This window comes from Bacteroides sp. OM05-10AA (assembly GCF_003439055.1).
Taxonomy (GTDB): Bacteria; Bacteroidota; Bacteroidia; order Bacteroidales; family Bacteroidaceae; genus Bacteroides; species Bacteroides intestinigallinarum.
Map to the genome: position 1 here is coordinate 89,949 of NZ_QSUR01000026.1, position 24,302 is coordinate 114,250.

Genomic DNA, 24,302 nt, shown 5'->3' on the forward strand with positions numbered 1-24,302 from the left:
TACATTATAACAAACATTTTATTAAGTTCCCGAATTATAAGTATGCATTTTTCTTTCTTAATTGAGGACGCATTTCCAACACATCAGCCAATTCTGCGCTTACATCATCTTTAATCTGGAGCATCAGCATATCAATATCCCTATAATCTCTCCAATAAGCCCGTTTGCTATCAACCAACTGATGAAATTTGGCAACACTCTCATCTCCAGCTACTAAATTCCCATCTTTGTCTTCTATGTCTGAAATATCATTATACACAAAAATAGCAGGACGTTTCTCTTTAGTACTTTCATAAGTCTCTACAGCAAGCTTATATTCATTCAATGTTTTCTCTCCCACATGTTTACAGATAATAAAGATGGTACAATCTGCTTTTTCTCTGATGAACTCATCATATTCATACTGATGCCCATCAATTTTATGCTTGTTTCTAAAATCCTCAAACGTATGGGAGGTTATGAAAAAATTATATTTTTCATACTGATTGTAAAGGATGCTTAACACTGCACGCGTTGCATTTCGCTCATTCGTAATAGCTGTAGATCCTCCAATGAAACACCGATATTTAATGAAATCTAATTTATTGACTCCCTCATCATCGGCTGCGACTTTCTTTATTTGGCTAAAGACAATGGGAATAATTTCGTTATGGTGTACTTTATCAAATTTCTGGTTAATACAAACAAATTTATCATCATCATTTTCTATCTGCATAGATAAAACATATTCGCCTTTTCTACGCTTTATTCGTATAACATCACTTGGCGCAATCTCTGCTTCCTTCTTTCCGTCTATGCAAACTTTTACTCTATGTTTACGTTCGGTATTATGGAGCCGAATGATATATAGTCTTGACTTTTTATAATAGACTATGATAATGATTAGTATAGATAGTACACCTAATATCAATAGCCAACAATTGACCATATTAATAAACCATCCTCCTACAACAAATACAAGTGCAATGAACAAGAAAATCCACAAAACTTTTTTCCCACCCGAACTTTTTGTAGGAGATATTGGAGAAGCCTGTTCTCTCTCATCCTCTTGAGGCATAATAGGGGAAATTGGCACAGGTTGTTGTATACCACCAATAGAAGATTCCGGAAAATTAGAGAACAGTCCACTGCGAAGAATATTATATATAACCTTCTCAAATTGTTCTTTTCCATCAAGAGCATGGGAGTCAAATTCTAACCAATGACGATTGAAAAGCAAGCGTCTGATAGAACTATCATCACTTCTATGATTCCCTATGTTAATTGGCACAATCTTACACCTGCAATCCAAAGCAAACGTGATCTCTTTTACAATCCAGTTAGATTGCACCGTATTTTCGCTGTGAAAATACAAGAGCACTTTACAATTGCGAATAGCATCTGTGATAGTATCAGCAAAGATATCTCCTGTCGCTAAATTATTTACGTCATAAAATAAGGTCAATCCCTCTTTGTTTAGTCTGTCTGCAAATACTTGAACAATAGAGGAATCCTTCCGTGAATAACAGAAATAAATATCATACTTTTTCATACTAAATGAATTATCATGATTACAATGTAAAGATAGAGGAATCTTTTTATTCCTACGAATAATTGTGAAATAAAATCTATAAATTGGTTGTTTTTGAAACTTTATCCTTTAATCAATATTCCAATGACACTATCACTTTTACTTTGTGGTCTTTTTATTCCCCTAATTTTAAAAAGCTATTGACTTTGCTCTTTTAATTTTGTATATTTGCAATAACCAATTAGCTAACAACAAAAATGATACATACAAAAATAAGGACATAAAGAGAATATTCAGACATATAAATATGTGTCGGAAAGAATAGAAACGGGGTGGAATCTGCAAAGATTTCACCCCGTTTTGTTTAATATATTCGGTATCATTTACCGAATCGCCGTGAATGCCGTTTATTATAAATATATGAGACGTTTATAATAAACTGTTTTACTTTTTATTATAAACGTCTCATGAGTTTATTAGCGTCTTGTATAAGAAAAAGAAAATAGTGCAAAGATAGAAATAGTATTGATGAGATAGACACAAATATATCTATACATTTAAAACAATAAACGACCTTTACAACTTCATTTGTTTTTCATTTATTACTTTGTTTATTTACTCCATTTAAATACTGGATAACCATTACTACCTTCTTTCCAAAGAGAAGAATCCCAGTTTATGACGGTACCTTTCAGTTCGTTAGCAGACTTAGCGACTCCCTGGAAAGAACTACCAGATGGTGATGTCTCATCCGAAACAGTAAATGTAGTCTCTCCTGCTTTCAGAATTATACCCTCATGAGCATAACAGTTCTCATAAGTAGTATTGGCAGTACCTCCTACTATACGTCCCACCTTTGTTTTATCAGTGCTAGTCAATGTACTATTCCAAGCAATACAATTCTTAACGACGAGCTTGCCATTATCGACTTTGCCTATTATACCTCCGACATTTCCTCCACCTATAGCACTGATATCGCCACTAGTATAACAGTTTTCAATACTGCTTCCATTAGCATTACCATTCACCCTTCCGATGATTCCACCGGCCTTGCCTGTATTATTGGTAATCTGATCAATAACGGTAGCACTGGAATAACAATTCTTGATATATCCCGAACCACCTAATACACCACCAATTCCACCTGCTGCACCCGACCCTTTCAGTACTCCGGAAGTATAGCAGTTTATAACCTTTCCTGTGTAATTTTCCGCACCGGCAGCTAATCCAACATAACCGGCAATAATGCCAATACCAGTATCGGGAGAAAATACATTTGCATCTACAAATCCTACATTTCTACATTCTCCGCACAATACCCCGAAAAAACTTCTATATGTACCCGATTCACAAGTCAGATTTTTAATCACGTGGTTGCGTCCGTCAAAATCAATCCATTTGTGATAACCATTTGCGTCATTCAAAGGTTGCCAACTGATTCCCTGCATATCAATATCTGCGCTTAATACAAAATAGATAGTTTGTTTTTCTATAAGAGCTTTACTCATATTCTGAATATGAGTAGCATTAGCAATCACATAAGGGTTGTTTTGAGTTCCGTCTCCATTAGCAAAATCTCCTTCAGGTTCGTTATCATGCCCACCATAATTTGCATAATCTTCTCTATCAAACTGCCATTCCAAAATTGGGAATCCCATATCTATATTTCCTACATTATACCATGGAGTTCCCCAATTAGCAATGCTATTCTGTAAATTCTGCGTGTTCTCACCTACTCCATTATATTGCCCGGTCGAAATACTACCGGCATTATCTTCCGGAGTAAATCCGGAGCAAATCATATCTTCCCATGCATAACATTCAGATGCAACAGGGTCTGCTTGATGTCCGCTTTCACCTTGCGATAGCATGCCACTAATACGTCCCGATCTGGCAGCAGGCCCGGTTATTTTCCAGTTCCAAGCCACACAAGCAGTTATTTTAGCTCCTTCGGAAGGGAGAGCGGCAATGCCTCCCACAGAATTGGACCCTATCAATACTCCCGTAGAATAGCAGTATGACACTTCACTATTTTCATACATAGAACCGACAATTCCTCCACACTCATCTCCCGTTGATATTACTTCTGCAGTGGAATAACAGTTTTTGATGTAACAAATCTGTCCTCCATACGGTCTTCCCATACGTGAAGCTATTCCACCGGCATATTTTCCCTTCACGCTTCCAGAGACATAGCAGTTTTCCACCTGTCCTGTCTTCTCTACAGCATTCGGAGCTTTCACACCGATGTAACCACCGATGACCCCTGCCCCACTGTTGACAGCAGATTCTATATGTGCATTATAAAAACCTACATTTTTACACACTCCGGCTAAAATACCGAAGAAACTAGCATAGCTCTTATCCGTACAAGTAAAATTTTTTACAATATGATTATTCCCATCAAAATGAATATAGAGATCGCCATCAGGGTTCAACGGGTCCCAATTAGATACAGACTTCATATCGATGTCAGCTCCCAACTGGAAATAAATCATCTTTCCTTTCACTAACACTTCACTCATATTCTGAATCTGCATCACATCCATAATGAGATAAGGTTTATTCACCGTGCCATACCCTTTTTCGAAAAGACCTCCTGCTCCATCGCCCTCATCTCCGTCATCTATGTCTGTGTTCCTATCCGGCGGAATACGGCTATATGAATCCATCGGATTAAAATCAGAACACGAGAAAGACACAATAGCCATCAATAAAATGGTCCAGCATCTCATTACCGAGATCACACTTATATAATAAAAATTGTTTTTCATAATCGTCATTTTTTGTTTTAGATTTCCACAACAATCACCAAAGGATAATGATCGGATAAAGAACTCACAATAGTGCGGGTAGAAAGAACTGTAGCATGTTTCACAAAAATAAAGTCGATTCTAGTTTTTTTGGAAGGGAATGTGAAGAGAGCTCCATGTTGAACAGCTGCTTCCCGATACGAATCCTTCAGTATGCCGCTTTGACAAATCGTAGTGGCTATTTCAGGAGCATCTGGAGTAGCATTAAAGTCACCGGTGCAAAATGCAGGAGTATTGTCCTTTATCTTATCGGAAACTGCATCTACCAGCATTTGGCACGCATTTTTTCTGGCATTATCGGCCAAAGGCATATGTGTTTCGAAAAGGAAGAATTCCTTTTGGGTTTTATTATCCTTAAATTTACCCCATACACAGAAACGTTTGAAGTTGGTCTCATCCCATCCGCTGGAAGGAATCTCCGGAGTTTCGGAAAACCAGAAACGGCCTTTATCTACTAATGTGTAACGGCCTTTTTTATATAAGATACCACTCATCTCTCCTGCTTTATTATCATCATTTCCGGTGTCGCGTCCATAAGCTAGAATTTCATAATCATTTGAAAGCTGCGTTCCTAAATAAGAACGTTGTTCCCAGCTTGCTTCCTCAAATCCACAGATATCAAAGTCATAGTCTTTGATTAATTGTGCCACGCGTTCACGACGGTTAGTCCATCCTGCACCGGTTTCTACCAGTAAATTGTAAGTTGCCACTCGCATGGAAGTTTCTGTCATAGGATCTTCATCTTCCTCATCATCTCCTGTATCCCATGTAAAATCGGGATAGAACAATGAATTGTCTTTATTATTTTCACAACTGCTGGCAAAAGCAGAGAATATGAAGGAAATCAGTGTATATATTATTATCTTTTTCATAATTTATCATTTATCTTTTTCATACTTTTTATTCATTCCATCCCGGATTCTGGGTTACGACACCGTCAGATAGTGTTATTTCCTGTCTTGGTACCGGATACAGATAATCTCGGTTTTCATTCCAAGTACGGTCTATCCAACTATAACACAGCAAATTACCATAATTACCTTCTGACAATGAGGTGCCGCTTCCATCAGATGCTAGTTTCACATACGTCACGCTTCCTACATTGGGTTGTGAAGATGTTGTATAGAAACAGACATCATTTGTTCCGTCTCCGTCGATATCATACGCTTTGTTGATAGCTGTGGCAGGAATATAAAATCCTTGAAAAGATTGGGCAATGCATTGTCCCTCTTTCCAGCGCATCAGGTCATAATAGCGGAAACCTTCCATAACCAGTTCTATACCACGTTCCCGTCGAATTTCCAGAATCACTCCCTTATTATCTCCTGTGACATTCACGTAACCAGTCTTTGGATCACACATGTAAGGGTCCGGATCTAGGTTTGCTGCGTTCATATTCAGTTTCCCTGTTACTCCTGCACGTGTTCGCAGTCTGTTTACTGTATTGTCAATATCAGTTTGTGTCAACGTGCCTAATTCAGCCTTTGCTTCGGCATAGTTCAGATAAACTTCTGCCAACCTGAATAGAGGAAGATCATTGTTTGAATCCCCCGTATAACTCATATTGTCATTAGCATATTTCAATAGGTGGTATCCGGTCATGGTGACATTCATATTTATATTGGAAGTACGAACTGTCTGCGCCAAACGCGGATCGCGATTCACGATTTCATCCTTGAATTCCATTACTGCATAGTTGGATTGGTCGGTGAAACGGGCTCCGTTCTTCATTAGATAATAGTTTACCAACTTTTTAGAGAGTCCGGGACGTCCTAAGGTCGGCGAATTTTCAAATGCTTGCACCTTGTGAACCAGGTTCAAATCATTATTATAATCCCTTGCCAATATGATTTCCGCATCAATCGCATTCTCCGATTTAAATAAATTACGGTATGATTGAGAACCGGACTGATATAAGGAATATCCTCCCGATGCAGTCATAACTTCGTTAGATGCAGTCACACAATCATTCAGATATTTCTCATAATCTCCCAATCCATGATATTTACGATATGTTCCTTCGAATAGCCCTACACGTGATTTCAATGCTTGGGCAGTCCACCAGGTAATACGATAAAGCTCTTTGGTCCGGTTGGTTTCTTTAAAAACCTCTATGGCAAAATTGAGATCTTCCATAATCTTTCCCATCACGAATTCACGCGAATCTCTGGCTTTATACAAATCAGCATCATCCGATCCTAACACTTTATCATACCAAGGCACATCTCCGAAACGTTTTACCTTTTCGAAATAGAAATAAGCACGAAAGAACCGAGCCACTGCCTCATATTTATTGCGTACTTTCTGGTCTTTACAGTTTTCCAGATTCTCCAATAAAAAGTTGATCGAACGCAGTGCACTCCAATTCCACCCTCCACCTGTTTCCGGAATGACACGCTGCCCACTTACTTCATCGCTCAAAGGAGATACGATCAGCATATCGGCATCATCCCTGTAAATATCACCGTCGCCCGGGAAGTTGTTTGAATAGAACTGATTACTGTACAACTTTAATTGTTCTTCATTCGTAAAATAATCCTTAGTCGTCAAACGATCTTTCGGATTTATATCCAGTATGCTTTCACAAGAAGCAAATAATAACGACAGACCAACAGTCGCCCACAATGTATATTTCATGATTTTCATACTATATCTTCTTTATATTCGTTATTGTCAAAACGTTATATCTACACCAAAAGAGTATGTCTTTGCCCAGGGATAAATGTTCGCATCACTTTTACTTGTTTTCCAGCTATTGCTTGCTGATGCCTGTTCCGGGTCAATATAATCGGAATGTAGCTTAGTGAATGTCAGCAAGTTTTCACCGCTAAAGTAAACACGTATCTTCTCGAAACCGATCTTTGAAAGCCATTTATCCGGCAATGTGTAGCCTATAGAAAGGTTCTTCAACCGACAGTAAGCCAGATTCTGCAAGTACTTCGTATTAACCACTGCTAACTCACGATTACTACCAAGTGCCACATATCCTCTGGGACGTGGAAAATAAGCATTCGAATTTTCTTCACTCCATACCTGACTCATGAAATCAGACGGAATAAAACTGGCATAAGGCCGGGAATAAGGTCCCCAGAACATGGAAGTTTCAGCACCGGGATACCAGTTTTGTTTACCGATACCTTGAAAAAGAACAGAGAAATCAATGCCATACCAATCTGCAGAAATTCCTAAGTTATAATTATAACGCGGCAATGAGTTGCCGATCACTTTCATATCCTTCCGGTCATTAGCCGATGTTGTCTGCTCTATCTTATTATTACCGTCTAAATCAACGAACTTAAGATCACCCGCATGGAGACCGTTATCCAGTGCACTCGCATTAATCATCTGGTTAACGAACGATTGGTCCACTTTATAATTCCTTGCTTCTTCATCCGTTTTAAAATATCCATCTACTACGTATCCCCATATTTCGCCTAACTGCTGTCCTTCGTAAGGATCAGTCAGCGTCCGGTTGGGATTATCATATTTCGTTACTTTGGAGGTATTATCTCCGATACCAGCCATTATTCGGTAGTTGAAAGGCTTGCTTGCCAAGGTAAAACTATCTCCCCAAGTAATAGATGCTTCCCACCCTTTCGTACGCAAGTCTGCCACATTCATTCTGGGAGAAGAGGCACCATATACGCCAGGCAAAGTCTTTCCTGCCATCAACATATCTTTGGTATCACGAATATATGCATCAAAAGATACATTCAAGCGATTATTAAGAAAGCCCAAGTCCAAACCTATATTTTTTGTGATTACAGTTTCCCAGGTCAAATCGGTAGAGTTCGGAGCTGACTCATAGGCATAATCACCTTTTGTAGTATCTCCGAAAGCATAGTTCAATACCGCTCCGGTATTAATCAGTTGCAGATAGTCATAATAGCCTACTGTTTTCTGATTTCCCAATGATCCGTAAGACAGTCTTAGTTTCAGATTGCTTACATAATTTTTGGCTTGTGTAAAGAAGGCCTCTTCACTGACACGCCATCCGGCAGAGAATGACGGGAAGAAACCGAAACGATGTCCTCGACGAAAACGGGAACTACCGTCATAACGTCCGCTGGCTTCAAATAGATAGCGGTCTTTATATCCATAATTCAAACGATAGAAAAAACCAAGAATCGCATATTCCTCTTGTCCTCCGGTTATGGATATATCATCACCTTTTGCCAGGTTAAAATCATCGAGAGATTCAGAGAGTAACCCGTTACGTTTCATTCCCAATTTCTTGAAATACTTATAATCATAGTTACCTCCCACAATGACCTTTACAGAATGTACATTTGCGAAGGTATTGTCATACGTTCCGTATAAGTTGAAAGTTTGGCGTATCTGGTTGTTTTGTATTTCCGATAAATAATTGCCTCTGGTACGTCCGTTATCCATTGTGATTGTTTCTCCCGGATTTCTGGAGTATAATACATCTACGGAACGATTCAAATTCTGCTGGTTGTAATGCGCCCAGCTATAATTTGCACGAACCTCAAAATGCTTGATGGGTTTCAATACGGCCTCGAACGTAGTAACAAACTCATATTCACGATCCCGGTTATGGTGGCCGCCATTCAATAATACGGCACTAACACCATCTGCCACTTCTCCTGTATCTGTCAGACCTGTTCTATAAACCAAGGTTCCATCTGGATGCATTGGTACAATGCTTGCCAAAGCGTGCCGCCCGGCTCTGTTGAAAATATCATTCACTCCCGATAGTCCCGGATAGGTATATTCAGAATGGTAATAGGAAGTATTGTTACTTAATTCAAACCAGGAAGTGATATTGGCAATGATTTTCGAACGGAACGTATATTTCTTAAAGCGGTCAGGATCTATTCTGATAATTCCTTTCTGATTGTAGTAGTTACCTGATAGCATGTACTTCACCTTTTCAGTTCCTCCTGAAACTGTTAAGTTATGCTCCCAAGTAGGACGGGTATTATCAAACAAACAATTATACCAGTCGAAGTTACCGTAATATTTATATTCTCCATTCTTTTCTACTACCCATGGACGGGAAGGATCTTCCACCTTGTCATTGCGACGAATCCACAATTCGTGATAATCCTCCTGGGTATAATGTGTATAAGGAACCCCTTGATATGTCTTATAGAACATATCATTGATACCGGCCGAATAATAACCACGCGTTTCAAAATCCGTAGAGGTCGTCGTTTCCCCAAAACTGAAACGTCCGTTGTAGCTAACATTGGTCTTACCTATCTTTCCATTCTTTGTTGTAACCAAAATAACCCCATAAGCAGCACGGGCACCATATACGGCAGCAGCCGAAGCATCCTTCAAAACACTGATGGATTCTACATCATTGGGATTTACCTTATTTATATCTCCCTCAATTCCATCAATGATAGTCAGTGGTGCCGCATCCGCACTAATTGAGTTGACACCACGAATATTGAAACTTCCCCCTTGTCCGGGACGTCCCGAACTAAAGTTTACGTTCATATTCGGTACAGAACCTTGCAGAAGCTGTGATAAGTTGGCAGCAGAACGAGTCGTTAATTCGTCACCCGAAACGATAGCAACGGCACCAGTCAGGTTTACTTTTTTTTGTGTACCATATCCCACTACTACCACTTCTTCCAGTGTCTTACTATCTTCGCGGAGAACTACTTGGGACAGATTTCTGCTGGTAGCAGCATAATTGACCGTAATATATCCGATGTATGAGACTGTAATCGTACTGCTTTCGGAAACATTAGCCAAAGTATAACGTCCGTCTACATTCGTTATTGTACCCAAAGAGCTGCCTTTCACCATCACACTGGCGCCAATAATCGGCTCTCCTTTCTCATCGACTACCCGGCCGGATATATTTCTTTTGTTCGCATTACTGGCCTGTTGTTCAGAATCCGTAACTTTCTCCTTCAAATAAATTTTTGTTTTTCCGATCTCATAGTTTACGTTAGTACCGAGAAACAAATCATTCAGAACTTTGGATAGTTCCTGATTCTTTACTTCTACCGTTACTATTCGATCCGGATTGACGATCGTACGGCTATAAGCTACCGTAAGACCAGTTTGCTGTGTAATAGCAGAGAATACTTTCTCCAGCTTTACTTGTTTAAGATTCATTGTCACCTTTTGGGCAGAAGCGGACACGCTTATGATTATCCCCAGCAACAATACGAGCAGAACTTTGTGTTTCATACTACTTGCTTTGATTAAAGTTAAACTTAGATTTAAAATCTCATTTATGTTTAGTAGACACACAAGTCAAAAAAGCGGGTGAGAGAAAAAAGAGTTTTTTTGCATAAGCCTAATTTATTTCATAACATTCTTATTCTAAAACAGTAAAGGCTGCGTATATACACAGCCTGTTCTCATTCTATTATCCTATCCAGTATATTCTTACTTCTTTCCGTCCTGTTTCATTCGGACTGTCACTTCTTTCCGAACTTCATCATATTCAAATCTTACCGGCGCTATCTTTTCCAAATCCTGAAGCACTTTTTCCAGTATTGTATTATCCGAGGTTAAAGTATATACATATTTCGATGCCTGCTCATCCTCTATCTTAAAGTTTACATTGTACCATCGGTTCAATACCTTGATTACTTCTGTCATAGGAGTATCTTTAAAAGAAATCACATTGTCCTTCCACATCGAGACTTGCTTTGAATAATTGTTCTTGATGATTTGACATCGGTCACTTTCTTTATTATAGATCAGCTTTTCGCCTGGTAGTAACGGATATTCTTTTGCAGAGGAGAGAGTCAGGTTTACATGGCCTTCATCCAGACAGATCACAATATCTTTGTTTTCGGGGTAAGCTTGCACGTCGAAAGAAGTTCCCAAAACATGAACCGAAGGTCCGTTCAGATTAACAATAAACGGACGTTTTTTATTCTTGGCTACCACGAAATAGGCTTCTCCCACCAGAAAAACTTCCCGTTTACTCAATCCGAACTTTTTAGGATACTTCAACCAGGAATCCGAATTGATATAAACTCGTGTCCCGTCTTGAAACATCATCTGTATCCGCTCCCCTTTGGCAACACGAATTTCCTCATATTCCGTAGTACCGAATAAATCCACCCGGGAATTGATCTGTAAATAAAGACCTATCAGGAAAATAACGGGAATCAAGATTGCAGCCACACGGAAGCAGATACGTTTGATTTGTTTACGTGATATGTTCTTTTGGATCTGATAGTACATCTTTTCTGAAGGTATAATATGGTCCACATATATTTCTGCCGTTTCGGCATTTAAACATTCCGCCTCCCGGGTCATCACAGCATCCAGATAAGTGTTCCCTTCTTCTGTGGCAAACCATTCCGCCACAAATTTTGCATCCTCCGGCGTAGCAACTCCGGCAAGCACTTCTTCTATTTGTTTATCAGTGGGTCGATTCATTCTCTTTTTATCTTAAATTGTGGACACTCAAATATGTCATTAGTGTGACAAAAGTAACAATTATTAGCATTTTACTTAAATGAATACGTAGCATTTTCAATGCTTCCGTATAATGCGTTTTGACTGTATTAACAGACAGATTCATCCGTTCGGCTATTTCCTGATTCGTTAGTTCCTCTTTCACTTTCATCAAACAAATACTGCGTTTCTGTGGCGGAAGCATATCTACCGCTTTATAAAAAGAGGCCATCAATTCTTTCTTCTCCAGATTTTCTATCAGATTATCTTCGTAGACAGGCGCCGATTGTGCTATCTCATAGTTCTTACTGATTGCACTATTCTCATTACGAATCAGATTTAAGACATGATTTTTCGTCATAGTGAACAGATAGTTTTTAAGGCTGATTCCTACATGTAGTTCCGACCTAAATTCCCATAAACGGGCAAAGACATGTTGCACTACATCTTCTGCCATGTCTGCATTCATTAAATAACGGTAAGCTAATACATATAGCAGCTTATGATATCTGCCATAAGCCTGTGTAAAAGCTCCTTTATCTCCTTTTTCTATGAAGGAAAAGAGCTTCTCGTCATCTGTATTAGTATATTGAGCTGATTTATCTAACATTCCTTGGATTTTGTTTAATTGTTTTTCCAAAAGAACAAAAGGCGTATTACAATTATGTGTCTTTCACAAAACAAAAGTAGTAAAATTTAGAAAAGGTAATGCATATTCCTAATAAAAAAAGTCCCTGATTAACAATCCTCACTATAAAAGAGGATCCGTTAATCAAGGACTACTCCACTAACTAATTAACAATGAATTATAAATGATAGGTAACAATTCTTTCTTCGGGTGAATCAATCCAGAGACGCCACACTCCTTCCGATACTTTCTCCGGTATTCCGATATTTGCTTTGGGTGGACGCCGACTATTGATTGTCAAATAGCCTTCCCCTTCTGTAGCTTTCACTTTCATCGTTTTGCCATTCATATAAACATGGATATCGCCATTCGGAGTGGGTACAGTACCCTCCATCCATTTCAGTCCTCCCAATACAGGAGCAATAGCAAACTCCTTATATCCTTCTTTCACAGGTTTCACACCCAAATAATATTTGCCGAGCAGATAGATAGGACTTGCTCCCCAGGCATGACACAGACTCTTGCCATAAGGACGGCCGTACATGGCAAGATGTTGCGTTCCAGTTTCTTCAGGGTTGTATTTTTCCCAGAAAGAGGTAGCACCCTCCTTCAACATACCGCCCCAGTAAGCTTTCATTTCCTTCATAACAGCCTCCTGTTCACCCAGAGCACAAAGAGCTTCCAATTCATAAAAACGCATATAAGGCGTTGTGATTTTCAGAATGCTGTCATTCAGAAGAACAGAGTTCTTAATGGCTTGCTGCTTATCTGCGTTCAGATACTGGAAGAATACAGAAAACATATTGGCATAACGCGTCACAGCATCACTTTGCCGACCATTCACACGATTATGCACAAATGCCTGTTTCTGATTGTTCCAGAAAGTAGGTTCTAACTTTGCTTTCAGAGTAGCGACCAGCTTCTCATACTTCTGCTTTCCAATCTCATCCCCAACTAAATCAGCACACAAAGCCATTGTTTCCAGACTTCTGCAAAATAAAACTTGCTCAAAAGAAAGTTCTCCTTTTTTATCCAGATAGCCGTCCGCCCAGTCCACAAATACCCAGTCACCGGTCATACCTTCCACCATGCCATTTTTATTTGTACGTCCCAATACATAATCCATCATCGTTTGCATACGTGGATACAGTTGGTTGACAAAGTGGCGGTCGCCACTATACATATAATAATCATATACGCTAAGGAACCAATAGAAAGTATAGTCCATAATCGTATTGCTATGGCTGGTCACAGGATCTTTGCCACGAAGCAGCCAGATTGTACGTTTCACGGATTCACTATCGAAGAAAAGATAATAATTCATCAGATAACTTTGGATAGCATCCCCACTCCATACCCAGCGGTCGCGTTTGATACCGTCAATAAAGAACTCGCGGGTAGTGAGATGCATGGTATAGGCCCCCACTTCCCAGATACGGTTCAATTCTTCATCATTGCAACGGAAACTTCCACGATACTCTTCAGGAAGATATTCATATTGCATGGATACTTCTCCTATTTGTACACCCGGTTCGTGGGTAACGTAGACATATCGAAAAGCTTTACTATTCTCCAACGTATATTCGTTATCAGAACTATTTAAGGGAGAAGTGCTACGGATGGCGAGGTCAGTCACTTGTCCCGGTTCTAACAACAGTTTGTCCAAAGTTTCACAATATGCTTTATCCTTTGCTTCTTCCGGACTTTCACCATAATAAATCTCTATTTTTCCTTTTCCGGAAAGATTCTTCAATGTGATGAATCCGAATGTCTCTTTTCCAAAATCATAAAGAATACCTCCTTCAGCCTGTTCTGTCTTCGCAACAGGTTGCTGTGGTTCACGCATCAGACTGAATTGGGAAGGAAGTTGGGTAGCCCCGTCAAAGTTCCAACATCCGGCATCCATATAGATCGTAGCAGATGTATCACTGGCTTTTCCGCTCTCATCAATCCATTCTTTATCTTCGTAAGTCACTCGCCAGGAGGAATCAGAATTCACCGTCTTCCCTTTCACATAAATGGTGGGAGGAGTAGCCTGATTCCAGACTTTGATGTTCAGGTTATGCTTACCGGCAGGAAGAGTCATCGTCTCCGGCATACCGAATTGAAGCTTTCCATCCAGCTTGACATTATACTTTCCTTCCGCAGCAATAAAAATCTCTTCCGGCTCGGAAAGATTCAGTTGCTTGCTGAATTCAACAACTACATAATGACTGTCCGTTTTCCAGAAAGGAGGGAAAAATGCACCCCGTTCCGTACGACGGTTGTTCATTTGATTTCCCAGCCAGATTTCATAATCTCCCGGATACCAAATCCAGGTCTGGGCAAATGTGCTACTTGCCAGAGACAAGACACCAAGCAATATCATATATTTCTTTTTCATTATTCTTTCTATTATTAACCGACTAATCACTATCGGACATTCAGCAAATCCTTGTATTCTGCTTCCAATCCTGCACGTTCACGAATAGCATCATCCACTTTCGGACCATTATTCTCCCATACATTTCCGGGGCCATTGGCATTTTGCAGATACTTCTCCCCTTCCGTCCAATTATCACGAACAGTAATAAAAGAAGAACCCTCATCTGTATAAAGGTAGAACCAATGATTAGGATCGTGCACATACCCCGGTTTATAGATACTATGCACACAATTCTCCGTTACATAGCTTTTGGGCTGTGAACCAAGCGTGTAAACACCCGCTACATCATACATGTGTTTCGCATAATGATGAATCAGATTTGCATGAACTCTGTTATTACGCATACAATTCACAGTTTGTGTCCATCCCCAACCAAGACTGATGCCACTATAAGGAACTTCACTAATTTCATTATGCTCGATATTAATATCACTCACATACCCCGCAGCAATGGCGAGACATCCCCAGTCCTCATTACCTACTTCCGTGAAATAGCAATTATTGATTTGTTGGTGTGTACATACTTCCCGGCGGTCAGCAGGATCATAAGGCAAATGCGTTTCGTGAGCAGCCGGAGAAAAACTACCGGCCAGCAAACCATTTCCTGCAATATCGCGAAAGAGACAACCACGAACAATACCACCCTGCACCGCTTCTTCATAATCCAGTCCGGTAGAACCCAAATGTTCAAATCGGCAACGCTCAAAATCAATCTGCCTGGCAGCAGCTATTCGGACAGCAGCCGCAGGACGACCCAACCATCCTTGATTATCCAACGGATGATTCAGATAATCCCGTTGCATTTTTGGATCAATCCGGTACCCATCCGTCAGATACATACCTGCCTGAAGAGGCACATGTCCTTTCTCCGACGGACGCATCCACGTAGTATAAGAAAAAGTAATTTTCTCAAAACGAATATGACACACAGGATGATCCAAAGTACCTTCTACCTGTACTAACGTCTCAATGGCAGGTACCATCACTTCCGCCTCCTGCATCTTCTCTCCTTCCCGTGGATAATAATACACTCTACGGGCATCCATATCGTGATACCATTCACCCGGCACATCCAATAGCTCACGGGCATTCGTCAGATAAAAAGCAGAATTATGTCCGTCCGTCGTCACCATTGGACGCGGCCAAGGATGTTCAAACTGAATCCGGCTTTCCGGCTGGTGAAAACGTACCACAGCACTATCTCCCTGCACCTCAATAGACCGAATCCGAAGATTAGCCACACACCACATCTGATGGATCACCATCTCGGCATATTCAGCCTTCAATTTTCCCTTATTATCAATAAGTCTGCGTACCGCAACCGCAGGAACATAAAGAACTTCATTCTTTTCATCCACGCTGCAAATACGGTTCATCTTTTCGAAATCCTCTACATCACGGGCACGGACAGCCTTTTCTCCATTCACCCACAACTGACGAAAATCCAATGGACGCCCATTAAATGCCGGCACATCTGCCACCCAGAGCTTTCCTTGTTTCTTCCAATTCTTGATACGGACTCCTCCACTCAACACCACCTTTTCATCGGCTACTGAACGGATCACCGTCGGTGATTCCTTTGTCCCACTATCTTCCTGGCGAATAAAAACCGGCTCATACAGAGCGTACGTTCCACCCTCCATATAAACAGTGATTCCTCCCTGTACACGGTCATCTCCCGTCCTCCGCCACTCACGCGCCTGCCGTAAAGCAGCAGTCAGCGTTGCTTTGGGAGACTGGCGGGTTCCATCATTAAAGTCATTACCTTTGGGAGAAACCCATATCTCACCGGACCATAACCAATGACTGCACAAAATACATATAGCCGTCAAAAATAACTTTCTCATCCTCATTTCTTCATTTCTGTATCATGATTTATCTGGCAAGAGGCATCCATACGGTCATCTCTCCTTTTCCTCTATTTCCCCAGGCATAATAAGGAATCAAACGAATATCCACCGTCTTCTCTGCCTGAACCACCGGACGATAAAGTACTCCTTCCCAAGAAGTTGCAGATGCCAGACGCGCTTTACCTTCGAGCGCTACAATCGGACTACCCTCAATCGTGATCTTCTTCGGAGTCAACTTTATATCAGCAGGGATCAATACATTATCAATCTTCTCTCCATTCGCTATGTCCATATTTTCCAGACAATAAACCAACGGTCCGCGCTTCACGACCACCTGGTTACGAATCTCCTCTGCCAACGGATGAGCTTCGAGCAAACGCACAGGCATATCCATCACTAACTCCACTACATCCCCCTTCTTCCATGCACGATTTACTTCCGCATACGAATTTGCCTTCACATTGACTTGCAACGGCTGTCCATTCACCGTAAGCGTAGCCTTTTCGCACCATTCAGGAATACGTAAGAAGAGCGAGAAAGTACCTGCCTTACGAGGAACTTTATCCAACGTTACGCGTACATTTCCATCCCAAGGATAATCCGTTTCCTGCGTCAGAGCTACTTCTCCCTTCTCTTTCCAAGTCGTTGTCAATGTATTTGCCCCATACAGATTGCAATAAATCCCTTCCGGACTCAATGTATATGCATAGTTTTGTGCCTGGCACAGTGTACGCAATGTGTTCGGAGGACAGCAGAAACAACTGATATATTCTGTCCGTTCCTTTGGCCAGCGAAGCGTGTAAGGAAGATCGGCACTGATACGAAGCGGATTCGTGTAGAAATACTTCTTTCCATCCAGACTAATACCGCTCAATACACTATTATAAAGACAAGTCTCCACAAGATCAGCATATTTCGCATCCCCTGTCACCTCCAGCATCCGCCAGTTGAACAGCATATTACCGATATTGGCACACGTTTCATTGTGAGCAGTGCTATTCGGCAACTGATAAGGACGTCCATAACTCTGATGCACTTTCTGAATACTATCCGGCTCATAACACGTTCCATCAGGCGATGTACCATCATAAAGAGCACCGCAAGCACCGGTCACATACATTTTCCGGGTCACGATATCATTCCAGATACTAGTCAGGTTCTTCATTAATTGCTGCTCACCGGTTTCTGCATATACATCCGCTACTCCGGCATACAGATAGTTGGCGCGTACGGCATGTCCCATCGCACGATATTGATCGCGGAAAGGAATACGGTCCTGATTATCGTCCGTACCGTTCTCCACCATACCACGGATATCAATCAGATTCTTTGAAAGTTCCAGATAACGGGGATTTCCGGTAGCCCGGTACATTTCAACTACCCCCATATAATGAGAGGGACAAATAGCATTGCGAGCCAGTTCGGCAGAAGCCGTTTCATAAAAATGACAGAGGAAATCCGTCGCTTTCACAGCAGCATCAAAAAGAGTAGTTTTTCCGGTGGCACGACGATGCACAATACCCGCCATCATCAAGTGTCCCAGATTATAAGTCTCAAAGTTCAGCCGATTGGCAAAAGCTCCTTTTTCATCCTCGTCACCTACTTTCGTTCCAATGACCGTTTGTTTATGCTGATCCTCCAATACATGAGAGTCAATCCCTTTATTCAGTTCTTCGATAACAACAGGCGTATGTATATAACCGTCTGCACGTTGGGCTTTTACGACACAAGTAATAAAGTTATCCATTAACTTGTCCAACTCCGGATCTTTATTAACTGCATAGACAGAAGCCACACCTTCCATCCATTTATACATATCTCCGTCATGAAATGGAGGTCCCCAATGCTCTCCTTTGCATACCCCGGCAGCAATCTCAAAATTACGGAAACCGTGAGAGATCTCCGGCGCGTTCCAAGTGTTCCACATACTCTGCAGGGAAGTCCGGCTAAATACCTGAAAGCGATCTCCCCAGAATCCATCCGTCCAATGTACGGCACCGATTCCGGTATTCGCCATCTTCGCAAAACGGCTCTGACTCATATCCGTCAATCCATTACTTTGCGCAAGTGCTCCCGTAACGGAGGCGGAAGCTAAAAGAAGTAACAGTTTTATCTGTTTCATTAATATGGATAATTTAAAATTTACACAATATCTTTATAAAAAGACGTGATTATCCGTATTTTGTACTCAATAAAACAAAAAAGCGAAGATTGCCAAGCAACCCTCGCTTTCAGTAAAAAATATCTGAACTAACCTTTTATTTCTTGTTTATCAGGCGTATAATTCAATCCTGCCTTCCTCGCCTGCGAATGTTGAAACTGTCGGGCAATCTTGTATTCATGTCCCTCTTTCAGCAAATAACTCCCAGTCTGCTTGAACCAAAAGCCGACATTCGCATCTATACATTGCTGCCGGATATCCAGCACCCACTCGTAGTCACACATTCGGGCTTCCTTTCCCGACTCTCCTCCGGTAACCACCTGTTCCACCCAATCCCCTAACTCGCCTCTGAAATCAATCCGGCTAAGAAGCGGCTCGCAGATAATGATTTTATGTTTAATAGGAATTTCTCTATAAATAGGTAGACGATAATCCACCCTATCCTGATTCTCCATTGTGCAGCAGATTGTTACGTTCTCATACCCATCACCCCAATCCGGAGGCAGACACTGTTGTAATCGATCGATTCGTTTGGTGATAAAAAGGAAATGCAAGTCCTGCCGTATCCGCATCATCTCCCATGCTTCGGCACGCCATTCGTCGGCATCTTCTATCAGAAAATCCGAAGTAAAACAAGTATATACCAGATTTCCCGAAGGTATCTTATACGTACCGTTCTTTTTTCGAAGCAAAGGTAAATCAAACTTCTCCGTCTTTGTCACCACCGAACTGTCTTTTCCATATTTACCATCCGTCCGGTACACATAACAATGCCGGCAGCCCTCACTCAATTTGTGACAGCCGTGCCAGAGATTCCACATTGAAGCCTTTTCACCCATCTTCTTTTTTTTCAAAGATATATTTAATCTATGATATAACCATAAAAAGAGTGCACCTTATTCTTCAACAGAATAAAGGTGCACCAAAACACAAACAAAACAAACAATAGAGCGACCTTCACAGGCAGCCGATCCACGAGGGATCTTTATCTTAGTCAGCCCATCTTGACGATGGCAGCTTTCTTTTACAGCGATACCCCTACTGCCAGCACCAATGTAGGCAAAAAGCATTCCGTGTATTGCCTTACATGAATCCGGTTTTCCATTTCCTCCCAAAATTCTAATTGCTTATAACGGGTAAAGTAGCACCCAAAAATCATAAAAGAATGTTTCTTTTTATCGAGAAGACATTTTGCTAATCGACTATTATATATAATCATTAATCCCTAATATTGTTTGTTAGTTACCTTCTGCAAAGGTCCGTATAATCACAAATACGGCAAATTATATTCATGTCTAAGAGAACAATATCTGTTTACAAACAAGACTAATAGCAAATATTATAAATAGCCTGTTTTGATATATGCAAAATTCAAACTCAAAAGCTACCACTTTTACGTTATTCGCACATTTAGGGCTACACAATCAATTATCACAATAAAAAATTTCGCCCTCATTCTCATTGTATATCCCGATGATGAATATGAATATTATTGAACAATCACTCCATTAAGCCCGATATACCTCTACAAAGATAGTATTATTCTATATATTTCTATGCAAATATTCAAAAAAACATTTGAATGATCCTTGGATATATAACCCGGATTTAACACCATGGTTATTGAGCTAGTACAACCATCGGTCTATATTCCGTTTTTCTGCACTGAACTCCACTCCTACTTTGACCAACACACGTCCGTCCGCCTGATAAGGAATCAGATAACCTTTTTCATCTATCTGTTGTAGGGCCTGTTCAGCAGTGCCATTCAGTTTAAACTCAAATACATAGATATACTTCGGAGTTTTCACCACTGCATCCGCTCGTCCACGGGCACTAAGCACCTCTGCTCCGGTAAATTGTCCCATCAGTTTAACAACCAGATAGAATACAACTTGATAATGCCGTTCGGTCTTTTCGTTCAATTCGTAAGGGAAATCAGCAAAGAAAGCCTGCAGACGGGTAAGGAAGGCATCAACGTCACCCGCACGTAATTCCTGAACAAATTTACCGATATAGAAATTTTGTTCATCTTCGCTGATTGGTGTATAATAAGGAACTAGAAAATTAAGAAATCCATAACGGACTTCATCATTAGGAAAAGCCAGACGATATAGTTGAAACTCCTTATCATAGTCTTTTATAGTCAGATAACCACTCTGATAAATCAGTGGAATAGGATTATTGGCATCCACTCGATACTCCATAAATGAAGAAGCACTAGCCTCTATCCCATCAATCAATGTACGCAAATCATACTCACTCTCTTTAAGTAATTCAACCAAAAAAGTAGGAGTACCGGTTTGGAACCAATAATTACTAAACTTATACCCATCGAAAACATTAAGCACACTGAACGGATTAAAGACTCCTTCAGCAAACTCACAAAAATGATAACCGTCATACAAAGCTGTCATTTTATTCAATGTTTCTTCATAAGTCAGTTCATTCATTTCCGCCAGCTGGTTCAATTCAGGAATAAAAGTATCTTCCAGTTCCTGCCGCGTAATACCACAAATCGTTGCATATTGAGGCTTCATGCTGATGTCATTCAACTGATTCAAGTCACTAAACACACTGACTTGCGCAAACTTAGTTACACCGGTAAGGAAAACAAAACGAAGATAGCGGTCAGAGCTTTTCAGTACGCCATAGAAGGCCTTCAATGTTTTACGATAATCATCAAGTAAAGCATTGTCACCCAACGCTTGCAACAAAGGCTTATCATATTCATCAACGAGCACTACTACACCACGCCCAGACTGTTCACTGGCACGACGAAGTGTACCAGCAAAACGCCCCGAAAGAGTTTCCTCATCTTCTCCTTTACCATACTTCAGTTCCCATTGTGTCAACTGTCGACTAAGAATCTCGACCAAGGCTTGGGGAGAATCATATTTTTCCGCATTCAAATCCAAATGCAATACCGGATACTTCTTCCACTCCTTTTCCATGTCAGCTATGGCTAACCCATCAAACAATTCCTTCTTACCTTCAAAATAAGCTTCAAAAGTAGAAAGAAGAAGACTCTTGCCAAAGCGGCGGGGACGATTAAAAAAATAAGGTTTTCCTGTGTTAGCTATCCGCCACACGAAAGCTGTTTTATCTACATAAAGATAATCCCCTTCACGAAGTTTCTCAAAAGTCTGTATCCCAATAGGAAGTTTACGCAATATCCCGTTCATAATTACTTTTCTGTCTTTAATTATTTAAAGATACGCATTTCTATGGGAATACATATACAAACTACAAAAAAAAACTGCACCTTCACAGGTGCAGCAGCTACATAAGTTCATCTTTCATTAGAACTGATTTCATATACAGCAAACAGTATATTATGTTTTCTTCAATCTATAAATCCCATACCCGATAAATAAACCCAATAAAATAATTCCATATAAATATTTACCTCCTATTCTGCTAGTATGTTTTTCAAAATCTGTCTCATGAGACTTCATTTTAGAACTTATACCCAACGAATTTACTGATTGTGAATTTACCTTTTGGAGAAGCTGTTTCTGATTAGTATTTTTCCTATCAACCACCGTTCTCACCATCATCCCTACCCTTAAACCCAATGTGTCCACAGGAAACATGATTATCGACTGCTCCATATATTCCTCCATTGTTTCCGAATCCCTTTCCGAAATAAATTCCTGTTCTTCAATACTTTTCTCCGAACAAAATTCAAAGTTCGAGTCTATTTTGACCTCCTCCCTCCTATTTACTAGCTCTCTTTTACTCCTGCATCCCGACAGCACCCCCGGAAGAACGAGACTCAATAATAAAACAAACAGCAGCTCCCTCCCACTCTTCATAAACTCCCTCACATCAAAACAAGGACACGCTTTCACATATTCATAAGGTTCGATCACCCCGTCTCCATTCAAATCCGGCGAAGTATCCCGGTGTCCCAATACCTGAAGAATAGTATATTGCCGTTGCAAATCCATTATTACTTGATAAAGCACCCGTTTTTGAGCATTTGTCCGGGTATCTGCCGGATGTCCATTCTCATCCAGTCCCCCGACATAACAGATCCCGACACTTCGCTCATTCCAACCTTTACAATGCGCTCCTGCCAAATCAATCTCCCTTCCTTTCTCCAGTCTTCCGTCCAGACGGATAACATAATGATAACCAATACCGTTGAACCCACGTTCCCGGTGCCAACGGTCAATATCTGCGGCGGTAAAATCCTGTCCGGCTTTTGTAGCCGAGCAATGCACTATAATAGAATCTATCTTTCTCATGACATTTTATTCTTATCAACTAACCTCATTAATATTCTGAAGGAGGAATGCGCTTCACACACCCTCTGATATCACACTTTTTCACCTCCGACTCTTTCTGTGCCAACTCTACTTCATGGCATTTATGTATCCAGTCGATCTTCTCTTCCTGCTCCTTGCGAAGCTCGATATAAAGCCCGTCTATTTTCTCGTCCCGCTGTGTCAGGCGATCTTCCAGCCAATCCACCTTTTTACGACGATTTTCTTCTTCCAGACTGCTTACGTTTGCCTCCTCTTTCCGTGCATCCGTTTTCCGGCAAGAGATATATCTCACCATCCATTTCACCGCTTCCAAACCACCCATAGCAGTAATGAAAGCAAGGATTGTAGTTATTTGCATATTGATCTATTTATGTAGTTATAAAGAAAGAATGAGGCCGAAGCCCCATTCCAAACAAAGTCGTTAATTCCCGACTTCCCGTTTATCAAGCTGCCGGATCGGGTGCTTCACCATTGCCTCCTGCACCTCCGTCAGGTTCCGGTGCTTCACCATTGCCTCCTGCATCTCCGTCAGGATCCGGTGCTTCGCCTCCTTCACCTGAATCACCGTCAATGATACTTGAGTCATTGATATGGTCCAAATCCTTAAACCTCAATCCATCCGAACGCGTCGAAGTTCCCGTAAAGAGACGAATATCCGAATTCGCACGAAAACAAACCCGCAGACCGCTAATGTCAGATGCAGTAAAGTCTTCCGCCTTTTCCGTTCCCTTGCTTTGAGCTGAAAGGAAAAAGTAACCCAATCCCTTAATGTTCACTGAACGGCCCGAAAGTAATGTCTTACGTAGAAGTGTACGAAAATCTTTCAATACACTAATCGTTTCACCCTCACTGACACCGGAAGTAGAAGAGATTTCTTTCGCAAACTCATCCAGTGTAGCACTCGTATCATACTGATAAGAAATCACCGGATACACTTTCTTTCCTGCCTCTTTGTTTGTCGGATCACACAGACGTTGAACTCTTTTAAATCTAATTGCCATAATACTTTTCTTTTTTAAATGAATACTGTTTAATAATTATTTCGCTAACGTTAACGATGCAAAGATGCGGCATATTCAACGGACATGAAACGACAAGCGATTATCGGCACTACAAAGCCTACAAACAATATTTATAGCAAATAATCAACCCAATACCTTGAAAAAAGCGACAAGCAGGGAGGCAAGGGAACATAAAATCGAGTAGGAGGAAAACGAAGTAGTTTTCTTCCTACTTTCGC

The 24,302-nt window shown here is 40.7% G+C and carries 15 protein-coding genes; all 15 read right to left on the bottom strand.

Translation table 11 applies throughout. From position 1 onward, the window contains the following. Window positions 1–34: 34 nt before the first annotated feature. On the bottom strand, window positions 35–1,531 hold the full coding sequence (locus DXB58_RS18930) for a toll/interleukin-1 receptor domain-containing protein (protein ID WP_117933695.1): 1,497 nt from the start codon (window positions 1,529–1,531) through the stop codon (window positions 35–37). A gap of 590 nt (window positions 1,532–2,121) precedes the next feature. After that, entirely contained in the window at window positions 2,122–4,284 is a 2,163-nt protein-coding gene (locus DXB58_RS18935) for a hypothetical protein (RefSeq protein ID WP_122137871.1), read from the bottom strand. Between the two features lie 17 nt (window positions 4,285–4,301). Next, on the bottom strand, window positions 4,302–5,195 hold the full coding sequence (locus DXB58_RS18940; RefSeq protein WP_117933693.1) for an endonuclease/exonuclease/phosphatase family protein: 894 nt from the start codon (window positions 5,193–5,195) through the stop codon (window positions 4,302–4,304). 28 nt (window positions 5,196–5,223) lie between these two features. Further along, window positions 5,224–6,969 (bottom strand): RagB/SusD family nutrient uptake outer membrane protein, encoded by a 1,746-nt coding sequence (locus tag DXB58_RS18945; RefSeq protein ID WP_122137872.1) that lies wholly within the window; start codon window positions 6,967–6,969, stop codon window positions 5,224–5,226. A gap of 27 nt (window positions 6,970–6,996) precedes the next feature. After that, window positions 6,997–10,497 (bottom strand): TonB-dependent receptor, encoded by a 3,501-nt coding sequence (locus DXB58_RS18950; RefSeq protein ID WP_122137873.1) that lies wholly within the window; start codon window positions 10,495–10,497, stop codon window positions 6,997–6,999. Window positions 10,498–10,698: 201 nt separating this feature from the next. Continuing rightward, window positions 10,699–11,706: a FecR family protein gene (locus DXB58_RS18955; RefSeq protein WP_117933687.1), complete on the bottom strand. Its 1,008-nt coding sequence runs from the start codon at window positions 11,704–11,706 to the stop codon at window positions 10,699–10,701. Between the two features lie 7 nt (window positions 11,707–11,713). Then, a complete protein-coding gene (locus DXB58_RS18960; protein WP_122137874.1) occupies window positions 11,714–12,334 on the bottom strand; it encodes an RNA polymerase sigma factor in 621 nt (206 codons plus the stop codon). Window positions 12,335–12,530: 196 nt separating this feature from the next. Further along, window positions 12,531–14,735, bottom strand: coding sequence for an alpha-L-rhamnosidase C-terminal domain-containing protein (locus tag DXB58_RS18965; protein ID WP_199487989.1), 2,205 nt, complete (start codon window positions 14,733–14,735; stop codon window positions 12,531–12,533). Between the two features lie 29 nt (window positions 14,736–14,764). Continuing rightward, window positions 14,765–16,624 (bottom strand): right-handed parallel beta-helix repeat-containing protein, encoded by a 1,860-nt coding sequence (locus DXB58_RS18970; protein WP_122137875.1) that lies wholly within the window; start codon window positions 16,622–16,624, stop codon window positions 14,765–14,767. A 28-nt stretch (window positions 16,625–16,652) separates the two neighbouring features. Next, the gene (locus DXB58_RS18975) at window positions 16,653–18,749 is read right to left on the bottom strand and encodes a glycoside hydrolase family 127 protein (protein WP_122137876.1); all 2,097 of its coding nucleotides are present in this window, start codon (window positions 18,747–18,749) and stop codon (window positions 16,653–16,655) included. 128 nt (window positions 18,750–18,877) lie between these two features. Continuing rightward, window positions 18,878–19,627, bottom strand: a complete 750-nt coding sequence (locus DXB58_RS18980; RefSeq protein ID WP_122137877.1) for a DUF5131 family protein — start codon at window positions 19,625–19,627, stop codon at window positions 18,878–18,880. A gap of 789 nt (window positions 19,628–20,416) precedes the next feature. Beyond that, the gene (locus tag DXB58_RS18990) at window positions 20,417–21,973 is read right to left on the bottom strand and encodes an ATP-binding protein (RefSeq protein ID WP_122137879.1); all 1,557 of its coding nucleotides are present in this window, start codon (window positions 21,971–21,973) and stop codon (window positions 20,417–20,419) included. A gap of 150 nt (window positions 21,974–22,123) precedes the next feature. Further along, on the bottom strand, window positions 22,124–23,041 hold the full coding sequence (locus DXB58_RS18995; RefSeq protein WP_122137880.1) for an N-acetylmuramoyl-L-alanine amidase: 918 nt from the start codon (window positions 23,039–23,041) through the stop codon (window positions 22,124–22,126). 28 nt (window positions 23,042–23,069) lie between these two features. Further along, window positions 23,070–23,420 (bottom strand): hypothetical protein, encoded by a 351-nt coding sequence (locus tag DXB58_RS19000; RefSeq protein WP_122137881.1) that lies wholly within the window; start codon window positions 23,418–23,420, stop codon window positions 23,070–23,072. A gap of 85 nt (window positions 23,421–23,505) precedes the next feature. After that, the gene (locus DXB58_RS19005; protein ID WP_122137882.1) at window positions 23,506–24,063 is read right to left on the bottom strand and encodes an HU family DNA-binding protein; all 558 of its coding nucleotides are present in this window, start codon (window positions 24,061–24,063) and stop codon (window positions 23,506–23,508) included. Between the last annotated feature and the right edge of the window lie 239 nt (window positions 24,064–24,302).

Coding starts and splice junctions, on each gene's coding strand:
- DXB58_RS18930 (WP_117933695.1), bottom strand. CDS start 1,531: ATGAAAAAGTATGATATTTATTTCTGTTATTCACGGAAGGATTCCTCT.
- DXB58_RS18935 (WP_122137871.1), bottom strand. CDS start 4,284: ATGAAAAACAATTTTTATTATATAAGTGTGATCTCGGTAATGAGATGC.
- DXB58_RS18940 (WP_117933693.1), bottom strand. CDS start 5,195: ATGAAAAAGATAATAATATATACACTGATTTCCTTCATATTCTCTGCT.
- DXB58_RS18945 (WP_122137872.1), bottom strand. CDS start 6,969: ATGAAAATCATGAAATATACATTGTGGGCGACTGTTGGTCTGTCGTTA.
- DXB58_RS18950 (WP_122137873.1), bottom strand. CDS start 10,497: ATGAAACACAAAGTTCTGCTCGTATTGTTGCTGGGGATAATCATAAGC.
- DXB58_RS18955 (WP_117933687.1), bottom strand. CDS start 11,706: ATGAATCGACCCACTGATAAACAAATAGAAGAAGTGCTTGCCGGAGTT.
- DXB58_RS18960 (WP_122137874.1), bottom strand. CDS start 12,334: ATGTTAGATAAATCAGCTCAATATACTAATACAGATGACGAGAAGCTC.
- DXB58_RS18965 (WP_199487989.1), bottom strand. CDS start 14,735: ATGAAAAAGAAATATATGATATTGCTTGGTGTCTTGTCTCTGGCAAGT.
- DXB58_RS18970 (WP_122137875.1), bottom strand. CDS start 16,624: ATGAGAAAGTTATTTTTGACGGCTATATGTATTTTGTGCAGTCATTGG.
- DXB58_RS18975 (WP_122137876.1), bottom strand. CDS start 18,749: ATGAAACAGATAAAACTGTTACTTCTTTTAGCTTCCGCCTCCGTTACG.
- DXB58_RS18980 (WP_122137877.1), bottom strand. CDS start 19,627: ATGGGTGAAAAGGCTTCAATGTGGAATCTCTGGCACGGCTGTCACAAA.
- DXB58_RS18990 (WP_122137879.1), bottom strand. CDS start 21,973: ATGAACGGGATATTGCGTAAACTTCCTATTGGGATACAGACTTTTGAG.
- DXB58_RS18995 (WP_122137880.1), bottom strand. CDS start 23,041: ATGAGAAAGATAGATTCTATTATAGTGCATTGCTCGGCTACAAAAGCC.
- DXB58_RS19000 (WP_122137881.1), bottom strand. CDS start 23,420: ATGCAAATAACTACAATCCTTGCTTTCATTACTGCTATGGGTGGTTTG.
- DXB58_RS19005 (WP_122137882.1), bottom strand. CDS start 24,063: ATGGCAATTAGATTTAAAAGAGTTCAACGTCTGTGTGATCCGACAAAC.